At 54.9% G+C, this 7,369-nt stretch carries 5 protein-coding genes; 3 read left to right on the top strand and 2 right to left on the bottom strand.

Features of this window, described 5'->3' with window-relative positions; all coding sequences use genetic code 11:
* Positions 1–206: 206 nt before the first annotated feature.
* The gene (locus ACOTZC_RS12980) at positions 207–1,640 is read right to left on the bottom strand and encodes a glycoside hydrolase family 32 protein (protein ID WP_248169477.1); all 1,434 of its coding nucleotides are present in this window, start codon (positions 1,638–1,640) and stop codon (positions 207–209) included.
* A gap of 17 nt (positions 1,641–1,657) precedes the next feature.
* Entirely contained in the window at positions 1,658–2,899 is a 1,242-nt protein-coding gene (locus ACOTZC_RS12975; protein WP_421635805.1) for an MFS transporter, read from the bottom strand.
* 238 nt (positions 2,900–3,137) lie between these two features.
* Here ACOTZC_RS12975 and ACOTZC_RS12970 point away from each other — a divergent pair, with 238 nt between their 5' ends.
* From ACOTZC_RS12970 to ACOTZC_RS12960, 3 genes are all read left to right on the top strand, one after another.
* Positions 3,138–4,145 carry a LacI family DNA-binding transcriptional regulator gene (locus ACOTZC_RS12970; protein WP_248169479.1) on the top strand — a complete coding sequence of 336 codons (1,008 nt, stop codon included), beginning with the start codon at positions 3,138–3,140 and terminating at the stop codon, positions 4,143–4,145.
* Between the two features lie 332 nt (positions 4,146–4,477).
* Complete coding sequence (locus ACOTZC_RS12965) at positions 4,478–5,854, top strand: diaminobutyrate--2-oxoglutarate transaminase (protein WP_248161851.1); 1,377 nt, start codon at positions 4,478–4,480, stop codon at positions 5,852–5,854.
* Positions 5,855–5,872: 18 nt separating this feature from the next.
* Positions 5,873–7,339, top strand: a complete 1,467-nt coding sequence (locus ACOTZC_RS12960; RefSeq protein WP_163354011.1) for a pyridoxal phosphate-dependent decarboxylase family protein — start codon at positions 5,873–5,875, stop codon at positions 7,337–7,339.
* Positions 7,340–7,369 lie beyond the last annotated feature (30 nt).

Here is a 7,369-nt window from a genome sequence, read left to right as displayed (position 1 = left end):
CTGATGATCTGTTCGTCGGAAAAACGCTTCTTCATGGGGATGTCCTCATGTGGCTTATGAAGACATTACTAACATCGCGGTGTATTAATCAACGGGGAGCAGGTCAATTATCAAAAATGTGATCTTAGCACTAGGCTCCCACCTCATAAGATTTACATAGCCCCATTTGTATGGGGCTTTATTTTAGCTCGTGACTAAATACACATTTACTCCAGCTGCCACGCCCCGCCATGAATAAGCGACGCTCTCCCCGTCCAGGCAAACAACGCCAGCTCGCGGCAGTCTGCATCAGGATAAATACGGCTGCTGAGGCACGCCTCACCCTCGTTAACAAACACTTCAACGGAAGAGTAGTCAAAAAACAAGCGCAGACTGAGCACGCCGTTCAGGTTAAGCGCGACGCTTCTGGTGCCGCACAGGCCATACTGTGGATAGTGTCGCTCCAGCACAAGGCGCTGCATTTGCGCATCAACATAGACGCGTAACCCGTCGCCGAGACGAATGCCGTATTGCTCCGCGCTGCTATTCGCGCAATCCCATTGCAGAATGACCTCCATCGCATCGCAGTGTTCAACCAGAGTCATCTGCTGGTTATTAAGCGTACTTACCGGCCAGGGGAACCATGCTCCGCGCAGGGTTTCAACTTCTCTGGCCGGCCGCATTTGCAGGCGGTTATCCACACTAAGCGTCAGCTCGCGCGGTAAGGAGAGCATGCCTGCCCAGCCATCCTGCTGTTCCGGCAGGGGCGATTCCCACATGTCCAGCCAGCCGATAACGATGCGGCGGCCGTCAGGAGTCAGGAAGCTTTGTGGCGCATAGAAATCATGTCCGCGATCCATCTCCACAAATTCTCCTTCACGCACGAAAGGTTTGCCGGGCTGCCACTCGCCCAGCAGGTAGCCGCTCTGGAAAAGATTACGATTTTTGAATCCCTCTGCCTCCAGCCCCTGAGGCGAAAACATCAGCACACGTTTACCATTGAGGGTGAAAAAGTCCGGACATTCCCACATATAGCCCATCTCTTTTTCAGCCACCGCGAGCACGCCCATGTCCTGCCACTCGCGCAGATCGGCAGACCGGTACGCACGCACCTGGCCCGTATCACCCTCCCGCGCACCAACGACCATGTACCACCACTCCCCTTCACGCCATACTTTCGGATCGCGGAAGTGATGCAGTCCGGGCGGTGTGTCAATGACGGTCCCGTGCCGCACAAACTGGATGCCGTCTCGGCTGGTTGCCAGGCACTGAACCTGGTAGAGATTCGCCTCATCGCCGGGATCGCCGTGGAATTTGTGGCCGGTGTAGATCAGCGCCAGCGTGTCGCCATCGACCACCGCTGAGCCAGAAAAACAGCCGTCCTTGTCGTCTGGTCCCTCCGGTGCCAGCGCAACCGGGAGGTGCTCCCAGTTAACTAAATCTTTGCTTCGCGCATGGCCCCAGTGCATCGGCCCCCACTGGGTCGAATATGGATGATGCTGATAAAAGGCGTGATACCAGCCGTCAAACCAGACCAGGCCATTCGGGTCGTTCATCCAGCCAGCACGTGCGGCGAGGTGGTAACGGGGATACCAGCGCAGGTTAAGACTGCCTTGTCTGGCCTGCAGTTCCTGTTCAGCTTTGGCAATGGAATACGTCATTTGTCTACTCTTTTCAGTCAGATAGTGGAAGGTTGCGGCATGAGCGGGTCAGAAGAGGACTTACCCGAGCGCAACAGGAAGATGGAGATAAACGTGGTGCTGAATACCAGTAGCCCCATGATGAGATAGGACTGAGCAAAGCCGTATTTCTCATAGCTGTAACCTGCCAGCGGCGACAGGACCGAGGCAATCACAGAGCTTGTACAGGCAAAGCCCACCAGATAGAGGGTGGAAGAGAGGCGCTTATCAAAATGCAGGCTGTTGTATTTAAAGATGGAGACCAGCAAAACGGGCAGCTCAACCGCATGCAATAGCTTGGTAATGGAGATCAGTACCGGTCCCTCAACCAGACCCGATGCCACCATACGCATCGCCATCACCATTCCGGCGAAAATCAGGCCGTTTTTCGCACCGAGACGATTCACCAGCCACGGGGCGCAAAACATACCCGCCGCCTCCAGGAAAACCTGGAATGAGTTGAGATAGCCGTACATGGCGTTCCCTTCCTGTAACGTCGGGAACTGGGAGGAGAAATAGACCGGGAACTGCTGGTCATAAACGCCATAAATACAGGTGCCGATAACGAAAAACACCAGCGCCCAGAAGCGCGGCAGCGTCAGCAGGCGTAATGCATCCTCCAGCGTGACCTTACCGCCGGACACCGCCTCCTGCATGGCGTGCGGGGCGGAAGAGACCCTGAGGCGCGCCAGCAGCACAAAAAACACCAGCCCGGCGCAGCTCGTCACCGCGAAGTTCAGCTTCGGATTAATGTTAAACAGGAGTCCCGCAAAAAAGGTTGCCACCGCCCAGCCAAGCGATCCCCACATCCTTGCCTTACCAAACTCAAACTGACTCTGGCGGGCCACGCGCTCGGTATAGGTTTCCAGTACTCCAATCCCGCCGTTAAACGTTAGTCCGATATAAATCCCGCCGAAAATACTTCCGAGTATCACGTTAATGTGCAGCAGATAACCAAACAGCAGGAAGGCCGGACCGGAAAGAATGAGCAGGCTGGTCAGAAACCAGAGCAGGTTTTTTCGCAGGCCTAGTTTATCCTGAATGAAGCCGTAGCAGATTTGCGCGCACAGCGCGGAGACAGACAGTACGGCATAGATGACTCCCGTATCCCCTGCCTTTAACCCCACCTCCTGGTGGAGCCAGATAGAAAGCAACGAGCCGGAAGAGGACCACGTGACAAAAAAGAAAAATAGTAATGCGCTTAATAAAGGGTAGCTGTGAGAGTGATGCGTTTTCATCATGACATTCTCATGTTGGAGTAATGACAGGATGGTAACGTTAACATTTAAGTTCTCTCATGCTATTTGGTAAAAAATTAAGATGTTAATCACGAAAGTTAACGTTAACATTGAGAGAGTGAGATCGCGATCAAATTTTCATCACTCAGGTAAGAATGGCCTGGCCTGTGCTGCAGCCTTCCTTTTACATCAGCGATTTAGTTGTATACCCTCTCGCACAGAGCACTAACGGAGTAACAAGATGGCTTCCCTGAAGGACGTCGCAAAGCTGGCTAACGTATCGCTGATGACGGTCTCCCGCGCACTGAACAGCCCGGAGCGCCTTAAACCGGAAACGCTGGCACGCGTTCAGTTGGCTATCGAGCAGACCAGCTATGTGCCGGATCTGTCCGCCAAGAAAATCCGCGGCGCGCATGCCTCGCCGAAAACCATAGGCGTACTGGCGCTCGATACGGTGACGACACCTTTCTCAGTGGAGATCGCGCTGTCTATTGAAGAGACGGCCAGAATGCACGGCTGGAATAGCTTCGTGATGAATATGTTTACCGATGACAACCCGGACGCCATCGTCGACCTTCTCCTCTCTCATCGGCCTGACGGGATTATCTACACCACCATGGGGTTACGTCGTGTCCCTCTCCCGGCTAAATTACTCACCCTTCCCTGCGTGCTGGCCAACTGCGAAAGTGACGGCGAAAAGGTCGCCAGCTATATTCCCGATGATGAACAGGGCCAATATACCGCCGTGCGGGCGTTACTCACGGAGGGTTATCGACGCCCTCTCTGTCTGCATTTGCCTGAGGAACATCTGGCCACAACCCGGCGCCGTCAGGGGCTGGAACGTGCATGCCGAGAAGCGGGACTCGATCCGGACAGCCTGGCGCACAGCTATATGACGTTAGGGGACGAGCACTATCGTGATATCCCGTCAGTGCTGCTGGCGCACGTGCAGAATGGCATTCCCGGGTTCGACTCCGTTATCTGCGGCAACGACCGTATCGCGTTTATGGTCTACCAGACGCTGCTGGCGCAAGGGCTTCGCATACCAGAAGATGTCGCCGTTATCGGCTATGACAATATGGTGGGTATTGGGGAGTTGTTCCTGCCTCCTCTCACTACGGTTCAACTACCACACTATGAAATTGGTCGTCTGAGCGCCTTGCATATTATTAACGGTGAAGAGCATCAGAACACCACGCGTGTAGAAAGTCCTTTTTTACTGCGTAATTCCATTGTGCATACATCATGAGCACCGCTTTATGTCCATGACGCAGAAACAAGCAGAACTCCCCCCTTTTATGCCGTTCGATGGCACGATTTGTCACACTCTTTTCTGTGACTTTACACACCGGGTAAAGGGCCTGTAACGCGCTGATTTTAATTGGCATAAAATGCAATTTTCATTTTAGAAATGGGGATATTTCCTCGTTACAGCCCCGTGTCACAAAACAGTAAACAAATTAACCATTGAGCACCGTGGCAAAAGGCTCTATATTGGCGGCGTTTTTTTCAGGCCCCCATCTGTTTTTTAACTTTTTATTCAATCGTGGCTCATAACGAAGCGGCGGTTGTAGGAGTGATATGATGACGGATAAAGTCCGTATTGACACCGTAGATGCCCACAAAAGCAACGAAACCTATCTGGCCCGTCAGGCCGAGTTTGAATCTAACGTCAGGAGTTATCCGCGCAAACTGCCTTTAGCCATCACTAAAGCAGAAGGCGTGTGGATCACCGATGCAGATAATAAAGAATACCTTGACTGTTTAGCAGGCGCGGGAACCCTTGCGCTTGGCCATAACCATCCTGATGTGCTGAAAAGCATCCAAAATGTCATTACCAGCGGCTTGCCGTTACATACCCTGGATCTGACTACGCCTCTGAAAGACGCGTTTTCTGAATACCTGCTCTCTCTGCTGCCTGGTCAGGGCAAAGAGTACTGCCTGCAGTTCACCGGTCCATCCGGTGCTGACGCCGTTGAAGCGGCGCTGAAGCTGGCGAAAAAAGTGACCGGTCGTAGCGGTATCATCAGCTTCTCTGGTGGTTACCACGGTATGACCCACGGCGCGCTATCCGTGACCGGCAACCTGTCTCCGAAAGAAGCGGTTGACGGTATGATGCCAGAAGTGCAGTTCATGCCTTACCCGCACGAATACCGCTGCCCGCTGGGTATCGGTGGTGAAGCGGGCGTGAAAGCGCTGACTTACTACTTCGATAACCTGATCAACGACGTTGAAAGCGGCGTGCGTAAACCTGCTGCGGTGATTCTGGAAGCCGTTCAGGGCGAAGGCGGCGTGAACCCGGCTCCGGCTGAGTGGCTGCAGCGCATCCGTAAAGTGACTCAGGAACACGGCATTCTGCTGATCCTCGACGAAGTTCAGGCTGGCTTTGCCCGTACCGGTAAATTCTTCGCCTTCGAACACGCGGGCATTGAGCCAGACATTATCGTGATGTCTAAAGCCGTAGGTGGCGGTCTGCCGCTGGCCGTGCTCGGTATCAAAAAGCAGTTCGACGCATGGGCGCCAGGTCACCACACCGGTACCTTCCGCGGCAACCAGCTGGCGATGGCAACCGGTCTGACGACGCTGAAAATCCTGAAAAACCAGAACATCGCAGGCAAAGTGGCTGCACAGGGCGAATGGCTGAAAGGCCAGCTGAAAGAGATGGCGAAACGCTATCCTGTTATCGGCCACGTGCGCGGCCTGGGCATGATGATCGGTATTGAGATCGTTAAGCCACACGAAGCCGCTGACCACATGGGCTGCTTCCCGGGCGACGGCGAGCTGTCTGCACTGATTCAGAAGAAGTGCTTCGAAGCCGGTCTGATTCTGGAGCGCGGTGGCCGTAACGGTATCGTTCTGCGTCTGCTGCCGTCTCTGCTGATCAGCGACGAAGAGCTGAAAATCTTCCTGGATAAATTTGAGCAGGCACTGCTTGCTGCGGGCGTTCGCCCGGCGTAACCGGAGTTATTGATTACGATGTCTGATTCAAACCCAATTTTGTTCTCCTCTGCGCAGAGCATTGAAGCTTATCAGCAGGCGATCGAACAAAGCACTCAGGCTGTGATGCAGTGGCTGAAACAGCCTGAGATGTACCAGGGCAAAACGGTCGCAGAACTGCGCGACCGTATTAAGCTGGATTTCAACCCCAAAGGGCTGGGCAACGAAGCGGCGATTGAACGCGCCGTGGAGTTCTTCCTGAAAGACAGCCTGTCCGTTCATCACCCGCAGTGTGTGGCGCACCTGCACTGCCCAAGCCTGGTGGTAAGCCAGGCGGCGGAAGTGCTGATCAACGCCACTAACCAGAGTATGGACTCCTGGGATCAAAGCCCGTCCGCAACCATTATTGAGATCAAGCTGATCGAGTGGCTGCGTACCCGCGTGGGTTATCAGGCCGGCGACGCAGGTGTCTTCACCAGCGGCGGTACCCAGAGCAACCTGATGGGCCTGATGCTGGCTCGCGATGCGTTCTTCGCGCGTCAGGGTCACTCCGTTCAGCAGGACGGTCTGGTGGGAGATCTGCGCAAAATTCGCGTGCTGTGCTCCGAAAACGCACACTTCTCCGTGCAGAAAAACATGGCGCTGATGGGTCTGGGCTACCAGTCCGTGGTGCAGGTGAAAACGGACGAATTTTCCCGCATGGATCTGACCGATCTGGCGGCGAAAATTGAGCAGTGCAACGCGAACGGCGAGCAGATTCTGGCGATCGTCGCAACGGCAGGTACAACCGATGCCGGTGCTATTGACCCGCTGCGTGCAATTGCAGAGCTGGCCGCTAAGCAGAACATCTGGGTACACGTTGATGCGGCCTGGGGCGGCGCGCTGCTGATGTCTGAGCAGTATCGTCACTACCTGGACGGCATCGAGCTGGTGGATTCCGTCACCCTGGACTTCCACAAGCAGTTCTTCCAGACCATCAGCTGCGGCGCGTTCCTGCTGAAAGAAGCGCGTCACTATGAGCTGATGCGCTATCAGGCGGCCTACCTGAATTCTGAGTTCGACGAAGAAGCGGGTGTGCCTAACCTGGTGTCCAAATCTCTGCAGACCACCCGTCGTTTTGACGCGCTGAAGCTGTGGATGAGCCTGGAAGCGCTGGGTCAGGAGCAATACGCGGCGATCATCGATCACGGCGTGACCCTGGCACAGCAGGTTGCGGCCTACGTGAAAGCGCAGCCTGCGCTGGAACTGGTTATGCAGCCACAGCTGGCAAGCGTTCTGTTCCGCTTCCGCGGACAGTTGCAGATGGACGACGCGGGCATCGCCCTGCTGAACCAGAAAATTGGTGATGCGCTGCTGGAATCCGGCCGTGCGAACGTTGGTGTGACCGAGCACAACGGCGTCACCTGCCTGAAGCTGACGCTGCTGAACCCAACCGTGACGCTGGAAGATATTAAAATCCTGCTGTCTCTGGTTGAGCGCACCGCGCAGGAAGTTCTGGCTAAGTAATACAACACCCCTCTTCCGCCGGGAGAGGGG

This window comes from Enterobacter cloacae complex sp. SHL009, assembly GCF_049237205.1.
Lineage (GTDB): Bacteria > Pseudomonadota > Gammaproteobacteria > Enterobacterales > Enterobacteriaceae > Enterobacter > Enterobacter cloacae_M.
Note: the sequence above shows the minus strand (reverse complement) of the source record. Positions and strands in the feature narration are given on the sequence as shown.